Origin of the sequence: Pseudomonas lini (assembly GCF_030812475.1) — a bacterium.
Classification (GTDB): domain Bacteria; phylum Pseudomonadota; class Gammaproteobacteria; order Pseudomonadales; family Pseudomonadaceae; genus Aquipseudomonas; species Aquipseudomonas lini_A.
The window spans coordinates 61,569-78,324 of sequence record NZ_JAUSSR010000012.1 but is presented as its reverse complement, the minus strand read 5'-3'; the positions used below and the strand labels follow the sequence as shown (position 1 = coordinate 78,324).

Here is a 16,756-nt window from a genome sequence, read left to right as displayed (position 1 = left end):
TGGCTAACTGCGGTAGCACTTAAACGCTTGACTTCTAAATGGGGGCCTTGCGGCTAATTTCAAGCCTGCTCGTCAATCGAAGGCGCAACTGGCGCACTGGCCTTGCTGACCACGACCATGGCCGGGCGTAGCAGGCGACCATTGAGCTGATAACCCTTCTGAAACACCTTGAGCACGCTGTTCGGCTCGACGTCGGCGCTTTCCTGCATGGCCATCGCCTGATGCTGCGATGCATTGAAGGGCTCGCCTTCAGGGTCGATCACTTCCAGCTGATAACGCTTCAGGGTGTCCTGGAACATTTTCAGGGTCAGTTCGATCCCTTCACGCATCGGACGAATGTTTTCGTCGTCGGGGCTGGACAACTCCAGGCCACGCTCGAGGCTGTCGATGATCGGCAGCAGGTCGCCGGCGAATTTCTCCAGGGCGAACTTGTGAGCCTTCTCGACATCCTGCTCGGCACGACGGCGGACGTTCTGCAGATCAGCCGCTACACGCAAAGCCTGATCATGGGCGCCAGCCAATTGCTCTTCGAGCACTTGCACACGAGCCGCCAGCTCATCACCCTCCTGGGCAGCCTGGTCGGCGTCAAGATTTTGCGTATCCACTGTCTGTTCGTCAGCCATAGATTTCTCCTTTCAATATCGTCCGCGAGCTCAACTCGCGCTTCTGTCCCGGTATATGGGGCCGCAAAATCGTGCTTCAAGGGCCGCTCATTGATTAACCCTACAAAAAACAGCTGCATTGTCATTCCCCGGCGCACTAAGGGTTTCGTCGGATCAAGCAAATCGAGCTAAGCAGGGGCATTGTCAGCCTGAATAAAAACACTGTATAAATAACCAGACCTAAAGCCTGGGAGCGGCCTTTATGCTGGTGCACCTGTCCGTACACAACTACGCCATCGTTGAACATCTCGATCTCGAACTCGATCGCGGGATGAGCGTGATCACAGGAGAAACCGGCGCCGGCAAGTCGATCATGCTCGACGCCCTGGGCCTGACCCTGGGCGATCGCGCCGACAGCGGCGTGGTCCGCCCCGGTGCCGACAAGGCCGATATCCTGGCCACTTTCGATCTGGTCGCCATCCCGGAAGCCAGCGCCTGGCTGGCCGAGCGTGACCTGGAGAGCGACGGCCCGTGCATCCTGCGCCGTGTGATCACTGCCGAAGGGCGCTCGCGCGGCTATATCAATGGCACCCCCTGCCCGCTTGGCGACCTCAAGGCCCTGGGCGAACTGCTGATCGATATCCACAGCCAGCACGAACACCAGTCCCTGCTCAAGACCGACACCCACCGCCGCCTGCTGGACGAATACGCCGGCGCGACGGACCTGGCCCGCCAGGTGCAACTGGCCGCCCAACGCTGGCGCCAGACCCGCCAGGAACTGGATCGCCTCTCCAACTCCGGCGACGAGCAGCGTGCCCGCCATCAGTTGCTCAGCTATCAACTCGAAGAGCTGGAAAACCTCGGCCTCGGTGAAAACGAGCTGGAGCAGCTCGAGCATGAGCACAAGAACCTGACCAACGCCGAAACCCTGCTGGGCATCTGCCGGCAAGTGGTCGAACAATGCAGCGAAAGTGATTCCGGCAATGTCCTGAATGCGCTTACCGCCAGCCTCAACCGGCTGTCGAGCGTGAACAACTCGGTCGGCGCCCTGGGTGAAGCCAGCAGCCTGCTGACCAGTGCGCAAATCCAGGTCGAGGAAGCCGTGGGCGAACTGAACCGCTTCCTCGATAATTTCGACGCCGACCCGGCGCGTCTTCAATACCTGGAAGAACGCCTGGACGCGATTTACACCATGGCGCGCAAACACCGCATTCAACCGACCGAAGTCGCCGAGATGCAACAGCGCCTGCTGGATGAAATCGAGACCCTGAATGCCAACGACGAATCCATCGAACGACTGGGCGATGAGCTGGCCTCCTACGCCCGTCATTATCAGGAGAAAGCCCGGGAACTGAGCGACCTGCGCCATCAAGCCTCAAGCAGCCTGGCGAGCGCCGTGGAGCAGGAAATCCAGCGACTGGGCATGCCGGGCGGGCGCTTCACCATCGAACTGCGCCCCAACAGCAGCGATGAATTGCTGCCCAATGGACTCGAACAGGTCGAACTGCTGGTGAGCGCCAACCCGGGGCAGCCGCTCAAGGCCCTGGCAAAAGTGGCGTCCGGTGGTGAGCTGTCACGAATCAGCCTGGCGATCCAGGTCATCACCGCGCAAACCTCGCGCGTACCGACCCTGGTCTTCGACGAAGTGGACGTGGGGATTGGCGGCCCGACTGCCGAGATTGTCGGCCAGTTGCTGCGTCGCCTCGGTGAGCGCGGGCAGGTGCTGACAGTGACCCACTTGCCGCAGGTAGCGGCGCAAGGTCATCAGCATCTATTTGTGCACAAAGTGCGCGGCGAGGACGCGACCCGTACGGCCGTTTCCAAGCTGAACAAGAATGATCGTGTCGAGGAAGTGGCGCGAATGCTGGGTGGTATCGATCTGACCAAGGAATCCCTGGCTCACGCGAAAAAGATGGTGGTCACCGCAAAGATTTAACGGCAGACAGCACGAAGGCGACCCTGGGGTCGCCTTCGTTCGTTTCGCGAACCTCAGGTTCGCGCGACATGCTTACTTTTTCTTGCGCACGTACAGTACAAGGTTGTGATCAACCATCTCGAAGCCATACTTGTCGACGATTGCCTTCTGCAGCCGCTCGATTTCCTCATCGAAGAATTCGATTACTTCGCTGGTCTCGACATTGACCATATGGTCGTGATGCTTGCCGTCATCCAGCTCGAAGACCGCATGGCCTCCGTCGAAGTTGTGCCGCACCACAAGGCCAGCTGCCTCGAACTGGGTCAGGACACGATAAACCGTGGCCAGACCGACGTCCTCACCAGCTTCCATCAGCGCCTTGTAGACGTCCTCGGCACTCATGTGGCGTTGCTCGGCGGAATCGAGCATTTGCAGAATCTTGACCCGTGGAAGGGTCACTTTGAGGCCGGCTTTGCGTAGTTCGCTATTTTCAACCATGGTCAGCTTTCTCGCGATGCTGCTTCGCAGCTTCTCTTAATGCGGGTATGATCGGCGTTTACGTTGTCCCAGCCAAGATAGTGGAAGTCGCCCACCGATGCAAAACACCAAGCTCTTGCTAACCAGTTTCACCTTTGTGGGACTGCTCGCACTCGCCGGTTGTTCATTCCCCGGGGTTTACAAAATCGACATCCAGCAGGGCAATGTCGTCACGCAGGACATGATAGACCAGTTACGCCCGGGAATGACCCGTCGGCAAGTACGGTTTATCATGGGCAACCCTCTGCTGACTGACACGTTCCATGCCGATCGCTGGGATTATTTGTACAGCCTGCAACCCGGTGGCGGTGAACGCCAACAGGAACGCATTAGCGTTATCTTCAACCCAAATGACCAACTTGTCAGCCTCTCTGGTGATTTCATGCCAGGCGTTAGCCGAGACGAGGCCATTCTCGGCAAGGACAGCGGCACCAGCGTGACCGCCCCGGCAGAAAACGTCGAGAAGCCGAAACCGGAAAAACCGGTCAAGCCAGGTTCGTTGCTGGATCAGATCCAGAAAGACGTCGACGGTGTAGAAACCGTTCCGGTCCCGAGCCCAGAACCTCTGGACACCTCGCCGCAATAATAGACGGCGCAACAAAAAACCCGGCCTGTCCGGGTTTTTTATTGCCTGGCGTTTATCCGCCTCACTGGTTGCGCGCCTTGGCCTCGGCGGCCTTGGCGGCGCGCAGCCGCCGGACCTCTTTCGGATCGGCCAGCAGCGGCCGGTAAATCTCGATGCGATCCTCCGCCTGAACCGCACGACTGTCCGGATCGAGGATCTGCTTGGCGAAGATCCCCACAGGACAATCGGCCAGGTCCAGCTCCGGAAACTCCAGACTGATGCCTGACTTCTGCAAAGCTGCTCGCACTGTAGTCCCCGCAGGCACTGCCACAGTGAGCAGCACCTGACGATCGACGGCGGCATACACCACCTCGACCTTAATCATTGCCTCAACCATGCATCTGCCTGGCCCGCTGGCAAAACGCATCCACCAACGTATTGGCCGCCTGATTGAACAATGGCCCCAGAGTGGCGCGAATAATCGGCCCGGCGTAATCGAACGACAGGTCCAGGCTGATCTTGCACGCCTTCTCGCCCAGCGGCTTGAACACCCACACGCCATGCAGCTGAGTGAACGGACCTTTTTCAAGGTTCATTTCGATCGACTGTCCAGGCACCAGGGTATTGCGCGTCACGAAATGCTGACTCAGTCCACCCTTGGCTACGCCCACGCTGGCGCGCATGTGCTCGGGGGAGCTTTCAAGGACTTCGGCCGAGGAGCACCAGGGCAGAAATTGCGGATAACTCGCTACGTCGTTGACCAGGTCATACAGCGCTTGCGCGGGGTACGGCAGCAGGGCCGAACGTTGAATGTGTGTCGTCATGTCAGCGTCACTTCCACAGCTGGGCGGCAAACACTACGAGAATGCCGATGGGCGCCACATAGCGCATCAAGAACAGGGACAGGGCGAACAACATCGGGCTGCGGATCGACAGTTCGTCGCGCACCGCTTCCCGACCCATTACCCATCCCGCAAACACCACGAAACATAAACCACCGAGTGGCAACATGATTCGCGAGGTGAAGAAATCGATCACTCCGAAGAAGTCCAGGCCACCGGCCGCACCCCATTGGTAGAGATGGAACATCCCGCCTTCGTTCACGAAAAACTTGGCTTGCTTCCAGATATTGAAGGAAAAGACCGTACCCAGCCCGACAAACCAGCAGGTGAAGGCCAGCCAGAACGTCACCCAGGCGCGACTGACTTTAGTGCGTTCAACCAGGTAAGCCACCATAGGCTCGAGCAGGGAAATCGCCGAACTCCAGGCCGCAATCGCCACCAGTACGAAGAACACTACGCCCATCAACTGGCCGAACGCTACGTTGCCAAAGGCAAATGGCAGGCTGACGAACATCAGGCCCGGGCCCTCGCTCGGGTTCAGGCCCGCGGCAAACACAATCGGAAACAATGCCAGGCCAGCAACCAGGGAAACGAACGTATCAAGCAGCGCCACGCCGACGATGGTGCCGGAAATCGATGAATCCTTGGGCATATAGGCGCCGTAGATCATGATCGAACCAACACCTACGCTCAGGGAAAAGAACGCATGTCCCATGGCCGGCAGCAAGCCGTCCAGGACTTTTTCCGGGTGGAAGTCGAACATGAAATGCACGCCTTGCATGAAATGGCCGGTGGTCATGCTGTAGCCCAGCAACACCAGGATCATCACGAACAGCAGCGGCATCATGATGCGCAGGCTGCGCTCAAGGCCGGCAACCACGCCCTTGGCGATCACGATGGCGGACAGCAGCATGAAAATCGTGTGCCAAAGTGTCAGGCGCCATGGATCGGCGATCACGTTGCCGAAATACGCGCCCACCTGGTCTGCCGTCACCCCCTGGAAATCACCTCGCCCCATGTCGATGATGTAATCCAGCGACCAGCCGCCGACCACACTATAGAAAGACAGGATCAGCAGCGCCGTGATCATCCCGGCGAATGCCCCCCAGGACCACTTCGCCGAATGCCCCGCCTCCAGCGCCAATACCTTCAAGGCATTGGCCGGGCTCTGCCGGGCGCGACGGCCGATCAAGGTTTCCGCCAGCATGACCGGCACCCCGATCAACGCGATACAGGCCAGGAACATCAGCACGAAGGCGCCCCCGCCGTAGACGCCGACCATGTACGGGAATTTCCAGATACTACCCAGGCCCACGGCCGAACCGGTCGCGGCGAGTATGAAGACCCAGCGGCTAGCCCAACTGCCGTGGACAGAAACCTTGTCTGTCGACATCGTTATCACGCCCAAGCGTTCGAAAAAGAGGCCGCATTGTCCGGGATTCAATCAACCTGCTCAAGCACGTAGCGAGACCGTAGCCGACTAGCTTGTAACTCCCTATAATGCCGCCCCTATGGCTAAACAGAAGAAACACCCAACAGGGACCATCGCGCAAAATAAAAAGGCGCGACACGATTACTTCATCGAGCACAAGTTCGAGGCTGGTCTGGTCCTGGCCGGCTGGGAAGTAAAAAGTCTGCGGGCAAGCAAGCTGCAACTGGTTGACAGTTATGTGCTGCTCAAGGATGGCGAAGCATGGTTGCTCGGCAGCCACATTACGCCGCTGATGACCGCGAGCACCCACGTCATCGCCGATCCGACCCGCACCCGTAAATTGCTGCTCAACCGACGCGAGCTGGAAAAGCTGGCGGCTGCGGTGCAGCAAAAAGGCTACGCCTGCGTGTGCCTGTCCTGGTACTGGAGCAAGCACATGGTCAAGTGTGAGATCGCTCTGGGTAAGGGCAAGAAGGAATACGACAAGCGCGATACCGAACGCGAACGCGACGCCGGTCGCGAGTTGCAGCGTGCGGTGCGGAACAAGGGCAAGGAAGACTAACTCTCTTTTCGCCCGAGACCGCCATCGCGAGCAGGCTCGCTCCCACACTGGATTTGTGAACGACACAAAACAAATGTGGGAGCGAGCCTGCTCGCGATGGCGATAGCACACTCACTACAAATCTCACTGACTACATTCCTTTGCGCCGCTCCGCCCGAGCCACCCGCTGCACTTCCTGACGCACCTCCTCCAGCACCTCCTGCACATACAAAATATGTCGGCTGGAGACTTCCCGCGCCTGCTCCGCCCTGCCTTCGATAATCGCCAGGTATAACTCCCGATGCTGCGAAATCAGCATGTCGCGGGTTTCGGTGCGTTGCTTGTACATGCCGCCGATGTTGGTCACCACATTGCGCTTGAGCAGATCGAACAGCCCGCGAATGGTGTGCAGCAACACCGCGTTGTGACTGGCTTCAGCGATCGCCAGGTGGAATTTCGCATCCGCAGCGCCCTCCTCCGCACGGCTCACCTCATCGTGGCGCGTGTAGCAGTCCTGCAATTCGTTGAAAGCGGTGGTCAGCCGTTCGCGATCGACATCCGTCGCCCGCATCGCCGCGTAATAGGCGCAAGACGCTTCCAGGGTGTGGCGAAACTCCAGCAGGTCGCGCTGGGCTTCAGGGTTGCTTTCCAGCAGATGCAGCAGCGGATCGCTGAACGTCGTTCCCAGCGACTCCACCACATAATTGCCGCCACCCTGGCGACTGACCAGCAAGCCCTTGGCCGCCAGTTTCTGAATCGCTTCACGCAATGAAGGGCGTGACACACCAAACTGCTCGGCCAACGCACGTTCGGCCGGCAACCGTTCGCCGGCCTTCAGCGTGCCCTCGAGGATCATTCCCTCGAGCCGCTCGACTATATCGTCAGACAAACGGCGCTGACGTATCTGATCAAACCCCATAACTCACTTCTCCACGGTCCCGGCAGCTCGCCGGGCCCTCTATTCTGGCCGATCCGCGTTGCGCCGGCACCCTGGCAGATTGCATTGAATCGACCGCATCAGATGACCCACGCACCGCCTATTCGACAAAAGTTGCAGGGTGACAAATTGACACGTCGCCCATAAGGCTTTTACCCTAGCCAACAGCGATTGTAAATTGGTATTACCAATTAACCAAGCACGCTGACCAGTGCCTGACCAACAACAATTAGGGGCCACCCCATATGCAAACCTGGCAACAGCTCTATAGTCCGCTCGGCAGTCTCGGTTTTTCCGCGCTCGCGGCCGTCATTCCCATCGTGTTTTTCTTCCTCGCCTTGGCCGTGTTCCGCCTCAAGGGCCATGTGGCTGGCAGCATCACACTGGCTTTGTCCATCGCGGTGGCCATCTTCGCGTTCCAGATGCCGGTCGACATGGCGTTCGCTGCCGCCGGCTACGGATTCGCCTATGGCCTGTGGCCGATCGCCTGGATCATCGTCGCGGCGGTATTCCTCTACAAACTGACGGTCAAGAGCGGCCAGTTCGAAGTGATCCGCAGCTCGGTGCTGTCGATTACCGATGACCAGCGCCTGCAAGTGCTGTTGATCGGCTTCTGCTTCGGTGCGTTCCTGGAGGGTGCCGCCGGTTTCGGTGCGCCGGTTGCGATTACCGCCGCACTGCTGGTGGGACTGGGCTTCAACCCGTTGTACGCCGCGGGCCTGTGCCTGATCGCCAACACCGCACCGGTCGCCTTCGGTGCCCTGGGGATCCCGATCATCGTTGCCGGGCAAGTGACCGGCATCGACGCGTTCAAGATCGGCGCCATGACCGGCCGTCAGTTGCCGCTGCTGTCGCTGTTCGTGCCGTTCTGGCTGGTGTTCATGATGGACGGCCTGCGCGGCGTACGGGAAACCTGGCCGGCAGCGCTGGTGGCGGGCCTGAGCTTTGCCGTCACCCAGTATTTCACCTCCAACTTCATCGGCCCGGAACTGCCGGACATCACCTCGGCCCTGGCCAGCCTGATTTCCCTGACCCTGTTCCTGAAAGTCTGGCAGCCGAAACGTGCCGCAGGCCAACACATCGTCGGCGCCGTCTCGGCGTCCGTGGTCAGCGCCAGCGCCGGCGGTTTCGGCCTGCCGCGCAGCACCGTGGCGTCGCCCTACAGCTTCGGCGAAATCCTCAAGGCCTGGTCGCCGTTCCTGATCCTCACCGTGCTGGTCACCATCTGGACCCTGAAACCGTTCAAGGCGATGTTCGCAGCCGGCGGCTCGATGTACAGCTGGGTGTTCAACTTCGCGATCCCGCATTTGGATCAGTTGGTGATCAAGGTCGCACCGATCGTGACCGCCCCGACTGCCCTGCCGGCGGTGTTCAAGCTCGACCCGGTTTCCGCGACCGGTACCGCGATTTTCTTCTCCGCGCTGATCTCGATGCTGGTGCTGAAGATCAATCCAAGAACTGGTCTGACCACTTTGAAAGAGACCTTCTACGAGCTGCGCTGGCCGATCCTGTCCATCGGCATGGTGCTGGCGTTTGCCTTCGTCACCAACTACTCGGGCATGTCCTCGACCATGGCCCTGGTACTGGCCGGCACCGGTGCAGCGTTCCCGTTCTTCTCGCCGTTCCTCGGCTGGCTGGGTGTGTTCCTGACCGGTTCCGATACCTCGTCCAACGCTCTGTTCAGTTCGCTGCAGGCGACCACCGCGCATCAGATCGGCGTCAGCGACACCTTGCTGGTAGCGGCTAACACCAGTGGCGGCGTGACCGGCAAGATGATCTCGCCACAATCGATCGCCGTGGCCTGCGCCGCGACCGGCCTGGTGGGCAAGGAATCGGATCTGTTCCGTTTCACCCTCAAGCACAGCCTGTTCTTCGCAACGATTGTCGGCCTGATCACCTACGCCCAGGCCTACTGGTTCACCGGCATGCTGGTGCACTGAGAACGATAAGAACAACCGACGCCGGACCACGATTCCGGCGTCAGCTATTCACCACCCGGTCTGCAAGGCTGCTGAAAGCTTCCCTCTCTATATTCAGCAGCCTCAGCGGACGGATAACCGGGCCCACCCGGAGACACGCCTGATGAGCGAGCTTTTTTATAATGCGGTGCCGAACGCGACCCGCGTCGCCCCGCCACTGCCCGAGCCACGGCAATACCCCAGCGAAAAACCGTCACGGGTCTACCTGTTCGGCACCTGCGTGGTGGACTTGTTCTACCCCGAAGCCGGGATGGACGCGATTCACCTGCTGGAACGCGAAGGCATCCGGGTCGACTACCCGCAAGGGCAAAGCTGCTGCGGGCAACCGGCCTACACCTCGGGTTACACCGAACAGGCCCGGACCGTGGCGCGCTCGCAACTGGCGTTGTTCGCCGGGGATTATCCGGTGGTGGTGCCGTCGGGTTCTTGTGCGGGCATGTTGCGCGAACATTACGCCGACTTGTTCAAGGACGAGCCGCAGACGTTGAAACAGGTTCAGGCCCTGGCCGCCCGAACTTACGAGTTGGCCGAGTTTCTGTTGTTCGTCTGCAAGGTGCAGCTCAAGGACAGCGGCCCACAGGTAAAAGTGGCGTTGCACACTTCGTGTTCGGCGCGGCGAGAAATGAACACTCACCTGCACGGCCGCGAACTGTTGGCGCAGCTGGCCAACGTGGAGCGAGTCGACCACAGCCACGAAAGTGAATGCTGTGGCTTCGGTGGGACTTTCAGCGTCCGTATGCCAGACATTTCCGGCGCGATGGTGGCTGACAAGACCCGATCGCTGAAGGAGTCCGGCGCGCACCAGGTACTCAGTGCCGACTGCGGTTGCCTGATGAACATCAACGGCGCGCTGGAAAAACAGCGAGAAGCGTTGCGCGGCCAACACCTGGCCAGCTTCCTCTGGCAGCGAACCGGAGGCGCCCGATGAACGCTTCCGCGATTATTCCTACAGTCGCCGTAGAAGAAGACTTCCGCGCCAGGGCTCACGGGGCTTTGGGTGACAAGCAACTGCGAAACAACTTTCGCACTGCGATGGATTCACTGATGAGCAAACGGGCAGCGTCCTTCAGCGATGCCCATGAAAGAGAACATCTGCGAGTGCTGGGCAATGCTGTCCGCGCCCGTGCGTTATCCAGGTTGCCCGACCTGCTCGAGCAGCTTGAACAGAACCTGACCCGCAACGGTGTGACAGTGCACTGGGCGGAAACGGTGGACGAGGCCAATGGCATCGTCCTGTCGATCATCCGCGCTCACGAGGGGCGGCAAGTGATCAAGGGTAAATCGATGGTCAGCGAAGAGATGGAGATGAACCACGTCCTCGCTGAACAGGGCATTGAATGCCTGGAATCGGACATGGGCGAGTACATCGTCCAGCTCGACCACGAGAAGCCTTCACACATTATTATGCCGGCGATCCACAAGAATGCCGGTCAGGTCGCGTCCTTGTTCCACGACAAACTTGGCGTGGAATACACCAAGGACGTTGACCAACTCATTCAGATCGGTCGCAAAGTCTTGCGGCAGAAATTCTTCGAAGCGGACATCGGCGTCTCCGGCGTCAACTTCGCCGTGGCCGAAACCGGCACCCTGCTGCTGGTGGAAAACGAAGGCAACGGGCGCATGACCACTACCGTGCCGCCGGTGCACATTGCCGTCACCGGCATCGAAAAAGTCGTGGAAAATTTGCGCGATGTCGTGCCGCTCTTGTCGCTACTGACCCGCTCTGCGCTGGGCCAGCCGATCACCACCTACGTCAACATGATCTCCGGCCCGCGCAAGGAACATGAACTCGACGGCCCGCAGGAAGTGCACCTGGTACTGCTGGACAACGGTCGCAGCCAGGCGTTTGCCGACAGTGAATTGCGCCAGACCCTGAACTGCATCCGTTGCGGCGCCTGCATGAATCATTGCCCGGTCTACACTCGAATCGGCGGTCACGCCTATGGCGAGGTTTACCCTGGGCCCATCGGAAAAATCATCACCCCGCACATGGTCGGCCTGGCGAAAGTCCCGGATCACCCCAGTGCTTCGTCACTGTGCGGTGCCTGTGGTGAAGTGTGCCCGGTAAAAATCCCGATCCCCGCCTTGCTGCGGCGCCTGCGGGAAGAAAACGTCAAAGCACCGGACAGCCCGCATCAAGTCATGCGCGGCCAAGGCAGTAAATATTCGCGCAAGGAACGCTTTATCTGGAACGCCTGGGCCAGGCTCAACAGTTCGCCGACGCTCTATCGCCTGTTCGGCTTCTTTGCCACCCGCTTGCGCGCTCTCGCGCCGAGCAAAGTCGGGCCGTGGACGCAAAATCACAGCGCACCGAAACCGGCTGCCCGCTCACTGCATGACATGGCCCGCGAGCATCTGGCCAAACAGGGAGACCGTTGATGAGCGCCAAGCAAAATATCCTCGCCAAGCTGCGCAAAAGTCTGACAGGCACCACGCCGGTGCCTGACGAGTTCGACGTCGAACTGGTGACCCAGCCCTACACTTACGCGCCCGAACAACGCATCCCGCAACTGCGCAAACTGATGGAAGCGGTGCACACGGAAATCCATCTGACGTCCGGCGCCAGTTGGCCCGGGTTGCTGGCCCAATTGCTCAGCGATCGCCAGCTGCCGAGTGTGCTGATTGCGCCGACTACGCCACACGGTCAACGCGTCACTCAACACTGGGCGAAAAATCCCGGGCTGCCGACACTCAAAACCTACGACCGCCCCGTTGAAGAATGGAAAGCCGAGCTGTTCAACGACACCCCGGCCAGTCTCACGACCACCCTCGGCGCCATCGCCGCGACAGGCAGCCTGATTCTCTGGCCGACGCGGGAAGAACCGCGCCTGATGAGCCTGGTGCCGCCGGTACATTTCGCCCTGCTAAAGGCCAGTGAAATCCGCGACAACTTCTATCAGGTGCAGCAGGAATTCGAATGGGCCCAAGGCATGCCAACCAACGCCCTACTGGTGTCCGGCCCTTCGAAAACCGCCGACATCGAGCAGGTTCTGGCTTACGGGGCTCACGGTCCGAAAGACCTGGTGGTCCTGATCCTGGAGGACCAATGAGTCTACCGACAGCTTTCCTGCGAGATGCGCAGCAACTGATTCCCCAGGAGCGACGTTTCGACGATCCGCTGTCGACCCTGGCCTTCGGCACCGACGCCAGTTTCTACCGGTTGATTCCGCAACTGGTGATTCGTGTCGAGTCCGAAGATGAAGTGGTGGCGCTGCTCAAACTCGCACAACGGGATCAGGTCCCGGTAACCTTCCGCGCTGCCGGCACCAGCCTCTCCGGCCAGGCGATCAGCGATTCGGTGCTGATCGTGCTGGGGGATAACTGGAACGGTCGCGAAATCCGTGATCAGGGCCTGCAAATCCGCCTGCAACCAGGCGTGATCGGCGCACAGGCCAATGCCTGGCTGGCACCGTTCGGGCGCAAGATCGGCCCGGACCCGGCCTCGATCAACGCCTGCAAGATCGGTGGCATCGTCGCCAACAATGCCAGCGGCATGTGCTGCGGCACCGCGCAAAACACCTATCACACCTTGGCCGGCATTCGCCTGGTGCTGGCCGACGGCAGTCGTCTCGACACCGAAGATGCAGCCAGTGTCGCGGCGTTTCGCGACAGCCACGCTGCACTGCTTGAACGTCTGGGGGCTTTGGGCCGCGAGACCCGCGCCAATGCCGAACTGGCTGCGAGAATCCGCCACAAATACCGTCTGAAAAATACCACCGGCCTGTCACTCAACGCCCTGGTGGATTACGACGAGCCTGTGGATATCTTGAGCCACTTGCTGGTGGGTTCCGAAGGCACCCTCGGCTTCATCAGCGCAGTGACCTACGACACGGTGATCGATCACCCGAACAAGGCGTCGGCACTGATTGTGTTTCCAGATGTGGAAACCTGCTGTAACGCAGTCACTGTGCTGAAAAGTCAGCCGGTATCGGCCGTGGAACTGCTCGACCGCCGCAGCCTGCGTTCGGTGCAGGACAAACCCGGCATGCCGTCTTTCGTACAGCACCTGTCGAACAATGCCTGCGCCCTGCTGATCGAATCCCGCGCCGCATCGTCTACTTTGCTGCAGGAACAACTGACGCAAATCATGGCGTCGCTGACCTCGTTCCCTGTGGAAAAACAAGTCGACTTCACCGAAGACCCGGTGGAAAACGCCCGGCTCTGGGCGATCCGCAAGGACACCTTCCCCGCCGTCGGCGCGGTGCGCAAAACCGGGACCACGGTGATCATCGAAGACGTGACCTTTCCGGTGGAAAAGTTGGCCGCCGGTGTAAACCGCTTGATCGAACTGTTCGACAAACATCACTACGACGAAGCGATCCTGTTCGGACATGCGCTGGAAGGCAACCTGCACTTCGTCTTCACCCAGGGCTTCAACAACCCGGAAGAAGTCGCACGCTACCAGGCGTTCATGGACGACGTCGCACAGTTGGTGGCGGTGGAATTCGGCGGTTCGCTGAAAGCCGAACACGGCACCGGCCGCAACATGGCGCCCTTCGTCGAACTGGAGTGGGGCAGCGACGCGTACCAACTGATGTGGCAGCTCAAACGCCTGCTCGATCCCAACGGCATTCTCAACCCGGACGTGGTGCTCAGCGAAGATCCGCAGATCCACCTCAAGCACCTCAAGCCACTGCCGGCCGCCGACGAGATTGTGGACAAGTGCATCGAGTGCGGCTTCTGCGAGCCGGTCTGCCCGTCAAAAGGCCTGACACTGAGCCCGCGCCAGCGCATCGTGATCTGGCGCGACATCCAGGCGAAGAAACGTGCCGGAGTGGATACCACTGAACTTGAAGCAGCCTACGAATACCAGGGCATCGACACCTGCGCCGCGACCGGCCTCTGCGCCCAACGTTGCCCTGTAGGCATCAATACCGGCGACCTGGTGAAAAAGCTTCGCAGCCGTAACGCGACCCATACGAAAACCGCCAACTGGCTCGAAGGCAATTTCGCCACCGCGTTGCAAGGCGCACGCTTCACCCTGCACGTGGCCAACGGCGCGCGGATGCTGTTGGGCGCGCCGCGACTGGCAAAACTCTCGGCCACGCTGACGCGATTATCCAAAGGCCAGGTCCCGCAATGGACCAACGCCATGCCGCAACCGGAAAAGGCCATTCGCTTCAGCCCAAGCGTGTCGGACCAGCGTCCTCGAGTCGTGTACCTCGCGGCCTGCGTGTCACGGGTCATGGGGCCCGCGGCCGGTGATAAAGAGCAGATGTCGCTCTACCACAAAACCCGTGGGCTACTGGAAAAAGCCGGTTACCAGGTGGTGTTTCCAGACAACCAGGACAGCCTCTGCTGCGGTCAGCCCTTCGCCTCCAAAGGCTACGCCGAGCAGGCCGAACACAAACGCCAGGAACTGATCGGCGCGTTGCTGCACGCCAGTCGTGGCGGGCTCGACCCGATCTACTGCGACACCAGCCCCTGCACCTTGCGCCTGGTTCAGGACCTTGGCCAGGTTCGGCTGGACCTGTACGACCCGGTGCGTTTCATCCGCACGCACCTGATGGATCGCCTGGACTTCACCCCCCAGGAAGCGCCGATCGCGGTACATGTCACCTGCAGCACCCAGCACCTGGGCGAAAGCCAGGCACTGATCGATCTGGCGCGTAAATGCAGCAAGAACGTGGTCATTCCCGAAGGCATTCACTGCTGCGGATTTGCCGGCGACAAGGGCTTCAGCACACCGGAGTTGAACGCCCATGCCTTGCGTACGCTCAAGGATGCCGTGCAGCAATGCAGCGAAGGGATTTCCACCAGCCGCACCTGTGAAATAGGCCTGACGCAACATGGCGGAATCGACTACCACGGCCTGGTGTATCTAGTGGATCGGGTCACCCGGGCGAAGGCGATCTAAAAAAAACAGAACCCTGACGCGCCGCCGCAGTCCACTGTTCAAGCCCCGCAAAACGCGGGTCTTCCCCACACTCGGCAGCCCGTCCTGATGGCCAGCGAAGCCTGGACCCTCAGCTCAAGGAGATACACATGAAACGTTCTGTACTGTTAGGTCTGTTCGTTACTGCTTCCATGATGGCCTCCACCTCGTTTGCCGCCACAGACGACCTCTGCACGACCAATCTGAAAACCATCGAAAATGCCAAAGCACAGATTTCTCCAGAGATGAGTGATCAGGTGGCGGCCTCCGTCGAGAAAGCCAAAGCCTCTCACGCATTGGGCACTAAAAAAGGCACTGAAGATTGCATCGCCGAGACGACTCAGACCATTCAGGATATCCAGAAATCCAGTGACGGTGGCAAAACACAATAGCCCCAGCAAAGCGCCAGCCTTCGGGTTGGCCTTATGGGATTGTTGGCGTATTGGCTCACCCCAAATACGAAGCAAACCAAAACCCGCCAAGTGCGGGTTTTGTTGCATCTGAGGCTCGGCTAATCCTCTATAATGCCAATGCTTCTATCAAACCGTTTTTTCATAGCATTTTTTGCAAGAAACGAATTCCTTCGCAGCGCCGTAGTCTTTTAAGTAGGCCCCATCAATCGTGGCCGGTTTTCCGACCTCGGCCGGGCCGCCTGCTCATACGGCAGCACCGCGAGACCATCAGCTCAAGGAGATACCCATGAAACGTACCGCATTCGCTGGTCTGTTCATTTCTGCTGCAATGTTGGCCTCTCCCGTATTTGCTGCGGACAACGACCTTTGTACGAGCAAGCTCCAAGAGCTCAAAAACAAAGTAACTTCACTGCCGGCGAGCTCCAGCAACACCGCCATGGAGATCAAGCGACTGATGTCCAGCGCCGAGGCGTCCAAAGCCGCCGGGGACGACAATAAATGCGTCACCGAGGCCACCCAGGCTTCGGCACTCGCCGACCAACAGCGCAACCAACCCACCCCATAATCTGTGGTGACCAACCTTCGGGTTGGCCTTCTCGCGCGTGTTGGCGTACACTACGCAGGCTTGTTGCTCACCATGATTCACAGAGCAACAGGCTCGGGGCCGTTTAGGATTCGACGCCGGTTGCGAAACTTTAGGTGCATGCCGAGTTGGTAACAGAACTCGTAAATCCACTGTTGCAACTTTCTATAGTTGCCAATGACGAAACCTACGGGGAATACGCTCTCGCTGCGTAAGCAGCCTTAGCCCTTCCCTCCTGGTACCTTCGGGTCCAGCAATCATCAGGGGATGTCTGTAAACCCAAAGTGATTGTCATATAGAACAGAATCGCCGTGCAGTACGTTGTGGACGAAGCGGCTAAAACTTACACAACTCGCCCAATGCACCCTGCCCGTCGGGTCGCTGAGGGTTAACTTAATAGACACGGCTACGCATGTAGTACCGACAGCGGAGTACTGGCGGACGGGGGTTCAAATCCCCCCGGCTCCACCAAATAAGCGTTACAAATCAGGCACTTAGCGTTTATCGCGAGTGCCTTTTTTGTGTCTCATGGGCT

Annotated in this window: 16 protein-coding genes and 1 other RNA gene; 11 read left to right on the top strand and 6 right to left on the bottom strand. The window is 59.5% G+C overall.

Annotated elements, in window-relative coordinates:
• Positions 1-59 precede the first annotated feature (59 nt).
• Complete coding sequence (gene grpE / locus J2W17_RS22310) at positions 60-623, bottom strand: nucleotide exchange factor GrpE (protein ID WP_064679798.1); 564 nt, start codon at positions 621-623, stop codon at positions 60-62.
• Positions 624-864: 241 nt separating this feature from the next.
• Between grpE and recN the strand changes: the two genes are divergently transcribed.
• The gene (gene recN, locus J2W17_RS22305; protein WP_307339489.1) at positions 865-2,538 is read left to right on the top strand and encodes a DNA repair protein RecN; all 1,674 of its coding nucleotides are present in this window, start codon (positions 865-867) and stop codon (positions 2,536-2,538) included.
• Positions 2,539-2,610: 72 nt separating this feature from the next.
• Here the strand turns inward: recN and fur are convergent, their stop codons facing one another.
• Positions 2,611-3,015, bottom strand: coding sequence for a ferric iron uptake transcriptional regulator (fur, locus tag J2W17_RS22300; RefSeq protein WP_003197684.1), 405 nt, complete (start codon positions 3,013-3,015; stop codon positions 2,611-2,613).
• Between the two features lie 97 nt (positions 3,016-3,112).
• Between fur and J2W17_RS22295 the strand changes: the two genes are divergently transcribed.
• Positions 3,113-3,640, top strand: a complete 528-nt coding sequence (locus J2W17_RS22295; protein WP_154851126.1) for an outer membrane protein assembly factor BamE — start codon at positions 3,113-3,115, stop codon at positions 3,638-3,640.
• A 61-nt stretch (positions 3,641-3,701) separates the two neighbouring features.
• Here J2W17_RS22295 and J2W17_RS22290 read toward each other — a convergent pair whose 3' ends face one another.
• The 3 genes from J2W17_RS22290 to J2W17_RS22280 are packed head-to-tail and all read right to left on the bottom strand — an operon-like array spanning position 3,702 to position 5,854.
• Positions 3,702-4,016 carry an RnfH family protein gene (locus J2W17_RS22290; protein WP_307339482.1) on the bottom strand — a complete coding sequence of 105 codons (315 nt, stop codon included), beginning with the start codon at positions 4,014-4,016 and terminating at the stop codon, positions 3,702-3,704.
• A complete protein-coding gene (locus tag J2W17_RS22285; protein WP_307339479.1) occupies positions 4,009-4,443 on the bottom strand; it encodes a type II toxin-antitoxin system RatA family toxin in 435 nt (144 codons plus the stop codon). Before J2W17_RS22285 ends, J2W17_RS22290 begins: the two co-directional genes overlap by 8 nt.
• 7 nt (positions 4,444-4,450) lie before the next feature.
• Positions 4,451-5,854, bottom strand: a complete 1,404-nt coding sequence (locus tag J2W17_RS22280) for a sodium-dependent transporter (RefSeq protein WP_307339476.1) — start codon at positions 5,852-5,854, stop codon at positions 4,451-4,453.
• A gap of 118 nt (positions 5,855-5,972) precedes the next feature.
• On the opposite strand from J2W17_RS22280, the gene smpB reads away from it, so the two are divergent.
• Positions 5,973-6,455, top strand: coding sequence for an SsrA-binding protein SmpB (smpB, locus tag J2W17_RS22275; protein ID WP_007900551.1), 483 nt, complete (start codon positions 5,973-5,975; stop codon positions 6,453-6,455).
• A gap of 130 nt (positions 6,456-6,585) precedes the next feature.
• Here smpB and J2W17_RS22270 read toward each other — a convergent pair whose 3' ends face one another.
• A complete protein-coding gene (locus J2W17_RS22270; RefSeq protein ID WP_307339471.1) occupies positions 6,586-7,353 on the bottom strand; it encodes a GntR family transcriptional regulator in 768 nt (255 codons plus the stop codon).
• Between the two features lie 263 nt (positions 7,354-7,616).
• Between J2W17_RS22270 and J2W17_RS22265 the strand changes: the two genes are divergently transcribed.
• From J2W17_RS22265 to ssrA, 8 genes are all read left to right on the top strand, one after another.
• Positions 7,617-9,311 (top strand): lactate permease LctP family transporter, encoded by a 1,695-nt coding sequence (locus tag J2W17_RS22265; protein WP_307339468.1) that lies wholly within the window; start codon positions 7,617-7,619, stop codon positions 9,309-9,311.
• A 142-nt stretch (positions 9,312-9,453) separates the two neighbouring features.
• On the top strand, positions 9,454-10,278 hold the full coding sequence (locus J2W17_RS22260; RefSeq protein WP_307339464.1) for a (Fe-S)-binding protein: 825 nt from the start codon (positions 9,454-9,456) through the stop codon (positions 10,276-10,278).
• Positions 10,275-11,729 carry a LutB/LldF family L-lactate oxidation iron-sulfur protein gene (locus tag J2W17_RS22255; protein ID WP_307339460.1) on the top strand — a complete coding sequence of 485 codons (1,455 nt, stop codon included), beginning with the start codon at positions 10,275-10,277 and terminating at the stop codon, positions 11,727-11,729. The genes J2W17_RS22260 and J2W17_RS22255 overlap by 4 nt, the downstream gene beginning before the upstream one ends.
• Positions 11,729-12,400 carry a LutC/YkgG family protein gene (locus J2W17_RS22250; protein ID WP_307339457.1) on the top strand — a complete coding sequence of 224 codons (672 nt, stop codon included), beginning with the start codon at positions 11,729-11,731 and terminating at the stop codon, positions 12,398-12,400. The genes J2W17_RS22255 and J2W17_RS22250 overlap by 1 nt, the downstream gene beginning before the upstream one ends.
• Positions 12,397-15,207: an FAD-binding and (Fe-S)-binding domain-containing protein gene (locus J2W17_RS22245; RefSeq protein WP_307339454.1), complete on the top strand. Its 2,811-nt coding sequence runs from the start codon at positions 12,397-12,399 to the stop codon at positions 15,205-15,207. The genes J2W17_RS22250 and J2W17_RS22245 overlap by 4 nt, the downstream gene beginning before the upstream one ends.
• A gap of 128 nt (positions 15,208-15,335) precedes the next feature.
• On the top strand, positions 15,336-15,617 hold the full coding sequence (locus J2W17_RS22240; RefSeq protein ID WP_307339451.1) for a hypothetical protein: 282 nt from the start codon (positions 15,336-15,338) through the stop codon (positions 15,615-15,617).
• 307 nt (positions 15,618-15,924) lie between these two features.
• Positions 15,925-16,203 carry a hypothetical protein gene (locus J2W17_RS22235; protein WP_307339448.1) on the top strand — a complete coding sequence of 93 codons (279 nt, stop codon included), beginning with the start codon at positions 15,925-15,927 and terminating at the stop codon, positions 16,201-16,203.
• Between the two features lie 95 nt (positions 16,204-16,298).
• Positions 16,299-16,692, top strand: a transfer-messenger RNA (tmRNA) gene (ssrA, locus tag J2W17_RS22230).
• The last annotated feature ends 64 nt before the right edge of the window (positions 16,693-16,756 follow it).

Coding starts and splice junctions, on each gene's coding strand:
- grpE (WP_064679798.1), bottom strand. CDS start 623: ATGGCTGACGAACAGACAGTGGATACGCAAAATCTTGACGCCGACCAG.
- recN (WP_307339489.1), top strand. CDS start 865: ATGCTGGTGCACCTGTCCGTACACAACTACGCCATCGTTGAACATCTC.
- fur (WP_003197684.1), bottom strand. CDS start 3,015: ATGGTTGAAAATAGCGAACTACGCAAAGCCGGCCTCAAAGTGACCCTT.
- J2W17_RS22295 (WP_154851126.1), top strand. CDS start 3,113: ATGCAAAACACCAAGCTCTTGCTAACCAGTTTCACCTTTGTGGGACTG.
- J2W17_RS22290 (WP_307339482.1), bottom strand. CDS start 4,016: ATGGTTGAGGCAATGATTAAGGTCGAGGTGGTGTATGCCGCCGTCGAT.
- J2W17_RS22285 (WP_307339479.1), bottom strand. CDS start 4,443: ATGACGACACACATTCAACGTTCGGCCCTGCTGCCGTACCCCGCGCAA.
- J2W17_RS22280 (WP_307339476.1), bottom strand. CDS start 5,854: ATGTCGACAGACAAGGTTTCTGTCCACGGCAGTTGGGCTAGCCGCTGG.
- smpB (WP_007900551.1), top strand. CDS start 5,973: ATGGCTAAACAGAAGAAACACCCAACAGGGACCATCGCGCAAAATAAA.
- J2W17_RS22270 (WP_307339471.1), bottom strand. CDS start 7,353: ATGGGGTTTGATCAGATACGTCAGCGCCGTTTGTCTGACGATATAGTC.
- J2W17_RS22265 (WP_307339468.1), top strand. CDS start 7,617: ATGCAAACCTGGCAACAGCTCTATAGTCCGCTCGGCAGTCTCGGTTTT.
- J2W17_RS22260 (WP_307339464.1), top strand. CDS start 9,454: ATGAGCGAGCTTTTTTATAATGCGGTGCCGAACGCGACCCGCGTCGCC.
- J2W17_RS22255 (WP_307339460.1), top strand. CDS start 10,275: ATGAACGCTTCCGCGATTATTCCTACAGTCGCCGTAGAAGAAGACTTC.
- J2W17_RS22250 (WP_307339457.1), top strand. CDS start 11,729: ATGAGCGCCAAGCAAAATATCCTCGCCAAGCTGCGCAAAAGTCTGACA.
- J2W17_RS22245 (WP_307339454.1), top strand. CDS start 12,397: ATGAGTCTACCGACAGCTTTCCTGCGAGATGCGCAGCAACTGATTCCC.
- J2W17_RS22240 (WP_307339451.1), top strand. CDS start 15,336: ATGAAACGTTCTGTACTGTTAGGTCTGTTCGTTACTGCTTCCATGATG.
- J2W17_RS22235 (WP_307339448.1), top strand. CDS start 15,925: ATGAAACGTACCGCATTCGCTGGTCTGTTCATTTCTGCTGCAATGTTG.